At 71.4% G+C, this 2,795-nt stretch carries 5 protein-coding genes; 3 read left to right on the top strand and 2 right to left on the bottom strand.

Annotated features, from left to right (window positions below):
* Positions 1–95: 95 nt before the first annotated feature.
* The gene (locus G6027_RS12560; protein WP_182637472.1) at positions 96–506 is read right to left on the bottom strand and encodes a cupin domain-containing protein; all 411 of its coding nucleotides are present in this window, start codon (positions 504–506) and stop codon (positions 96–98) included.
* A complete protein-coding gene (locus G6027_RS12555) occupies positions 503–928 on the bottom strand; it encodes a DUF1622 domain-containing protein (RefSeq protein WP_182617941.1) in 426 nt (141 codons plus the stop codon). The genes G6027_RS12560 and G6027_RS12555 overlap by 4 nt, the downstream gene beginning before the upstream one ends.
* 80 nt (positions 929–1,008) lie before the next feature.
* Between G6027_RS12555 and G6027_RS12550 the strand changes: the two genes are divergently transcribed.
* The 3 genes from G6027_RS12550 to G6027_RS12540 all read left to right on the top strand — a co-directional run.
* Entirely contained in the window at positions 1,009–2,127 is a 1,119-nt protein-coding gene (locus G6027_RS12550) for an LLM class flavin-dependent oxidoreductase (protein ID WP_182637471.1), read from the top strand.
* Between the two features lie 94 nt (positions 2,128–2,221).
* Positions 2,222–2,572, top strand: a complete 351-nt coding sequence (locus G6027_RS12545; protein ID WP_182637470.1) for a thiamine-binding protein — start codon at positions 2,222–2,224, stop codon at positions 2,570–2,572.
* A partial coding sequence (locus tag G6027_RS12540; protein WP_182637469.1) for a hypothetical protein occupies positions 2,569–2,795 on the top strand: 227 nt, incomplete at its 3' end. The genes G6027_RS12545 and G6027_RS12540, both read left to right, overlap by 4 nt.

The raw sequence follows: 2,795 nt of genomic DNA, 5'->3' as shown, positions 1-2,795 counted from the left end.
CGACGAGGCGACGGCGGGACGAGGGGCCCGCCGGCGCCTGACGCCGACGCGTCGCCGGGCGCCCCGAAGGTCGTCGACCCAGCGGTCGACGTGCCTCAGTGCTCGGCGGCGTCCGACTCGGCCTTGGTCACGTGGACGGTGCCGTGCTCGTGCTCCGGCGGGGCGTAGATCGAGTAGACCTTGAGCGGCTCGTCGCCGATGTTGGTGACGTTGTGCCACGACCCGGCGGGCACGAGGATCACCCAGTCGTCGCCGACCTCCTCGTCGAACTCCAGGCGGTCCTCGGCCGGCCCCATCTGGACGCGACCGCGACCCTGTTCGACGCGCAGGAACTGGTCGTGGTCCTCGTGGACCTCGAGTCCGATGTCGTCCCCGGGGGCGATCGCCATGACCGTCATCTGCAGGTGCTTGCCGGTCCACAGCGTGGTCCGGTAGTTGGAGTTGGCGAGGGTCGCGTCCTCGATGTTGACAACGTAGGGGTGGGGTCCGTGATCGGTGGCGGTCATGGTGTGGTCCTCTCGCTCTCGTGCACGTCGGCTCGCGCCCGGTCGTCTCCATCATGCCGGGCGCGGTCGGCTCGCGATCCGGCTCCCTTCTGCCACGGCCACCGGCCGGAGATCTCGAGCTCGAGCGACCAGCTGAGGAACGTCCTGATGAGCACGACGAGCGCGAGCAGCCCCACCGAGTTGTAGCTCGGCGAGATCGCGACGGTCCGGATGATGTCCGCGGCCACCAGGAGTTCCAGACCCAGCAGGATCGCGCGGCCGAGTCGGCGGCGGAACGCGGTGTAGACGTCGCCCTCCGGGCCGGTCCGGCGACGCGGGTCGAGGGCGAACAGTGCCGCCACCAACGCGCCCACCACGATGGCGGCCACGCCGGCCGCGTCCATCGTCTTGCCCACCAGTTCCACGGCCTCTGTGAACGTCATGAACGAACTGTAGACCCGCCAGGCGGGGCGCGAGGGGCCTCCGTGGACGCTATGGTTGACAAGTCAACTAAAGTGGGAGCATGACTCAGCACGCCACCTCCGCCACGCCCGCTTCGTCGTCACACACCGTCGCCCTCGGCCTCGACACCTTCGGTGACACCACCGTCGATCGCCGTGGCGCGCGGGTCCACCACGCCCAGGTGATCCGGGACGTCGTCGAGCAGGCGGTGCTCGCCGACCAGGTGGGTGTGGACGCCTTCGGGGTGGGTGAGCACCACCGTCCCGACTTCGCCGTCTCCGCCCCGGACGTCGTGCTCGCCGGCATTGCTACCCGGACGCAGCGCATCACGCTCGGCTCGGCGGTCACCGTCCTGTCCAGCGACGATCCGGTCCGAGTGTTCCAGCGCTTCTCCACGATCGACGCCCTGTCGAACGGGCGCGCCGAGGTCGTGCTGGGCCGCGGGTCCTTCACCGAGTCGTTCCCGCTGTTCGGCCTCGATCTCCAGCAGTACGAGCAGCTGTTCAGCGAGAAATTAGACTTGTTCTCCGCGCTGCTGCCGGAGACGCCGGTGACGTGGTCCGGGGAGCTGCGGCGTCCCCTGGTCGACCAGCGCGTGTACCCCGAGACCGAGGGCGGGCTCTCCGCATGGATCGCGGTGGGCGGCAGCCCCGAGTCCGTGGTGCGCGCGGCCCGCTACCGGATGCCCCTCATGCTGGCCATCATCGGCGGACCCGCCGGCCGGTTTGCCCCCTTCGCCGACCTGTACCGCCAGGCCAACGCGCAGCTCGCGGGCGCCGACGCGCCGCGGTTGCCGATCGCCGTGCACTCACCGGGCTTCGTCGCGGAGACCGACGAGAAGGCCGTCGCCCTGGCCCTCCCGCACTGGTTGGTCAACCGCAACCAGATCGGCCGCGAGCGCGGATGGGGGGACGCGGGGGAGGCCGACTTCCACCGCGAGGTGAGGTCCGGGGCGATGTACGTCGGCTCGCCCGAGACCGTCGCGCAGAAGATCGCCGCGACCGTGCGGACGCTGGGGCTGGACCGCTTCGACCTCAAGTACGCCAGCGGCCCCACCCCGCACGAGCACCTCATGAACTCGATCGACCTCTACGGCCGCAAGGTCATCCCGCGCGTCCGAGAGCTGCTCGCCGGGGCGGGGTACGAACCCGGGGTGCCGCAGCAGGTGTCCCGCACCTGACGGTCGGTGCAGCGCTGGTGACCCGGTCGGCGTCGGCATCGATGCGGGCGGGCGTCGATCTGCGCCGGGCGGGAGAGGGGTTTACCGTGGTGTCATGCTCTTCGCGTTCTCCGTCGCACCCACCACGACCGCGGACGAGTCGGCGTCCATGAGCGAGGCCGTCGCCGAGGCGATCCGGGTGGTCCGCGCGTCCGGTCTGCCCCACGAGACCACCTCGATGTTCACCACCATCGAGGGCGACTGGGACGAGGTGATGCCCGTCATCCGCGCCGCCACCGACGCGGTGCTGGCGGTGTCCCCGCGGGTGAGCCTGGTGCTCAAGGCCGACCTGCGGCCCGGGCACTCCGGTGAGCTGCGGGGGAAGGTGGACCGGGTGGATCGTCGCCTGGCGGGGGACCCCGGGGGAGGGGAGAAGGGCGACGACGACGAGGTGGTCGCCCCGTGACCTCCCGCACCCCCTCGGATCACCCTGCGACAGACTCCGGATCCGGTGCGGACGGCCCGGCCCCGCGTGGTCCGCAGACGGTCGCGTACGTGGCGGCCACGGTGCTCGGCGGGATCGGCGCCCTGGTGGTGGCGACCGTGGAACTGACCTCCCCCGAGGCCGGCACCCTCGACGTCCTGCTGTGGAGCGCGCTCGCCGTCCTGCTCCTCGCCGCGGCCGCCCG

It is taken from the genome of Dietzia sp. SLG310A2-38A2 (genome assembly GCF_014145095.1).
In the GTDB taxonomy this organism is placed as follows: Bacteria; Actinomycetota; Actinomycetes; order Mycobacteriales; family Mycobacteriaceae; genus Dietzia.
Note: the sequence above shows the minus strand (reverse complement) of the source record. Positions and strands in the feature narration are given on the sequence as shown.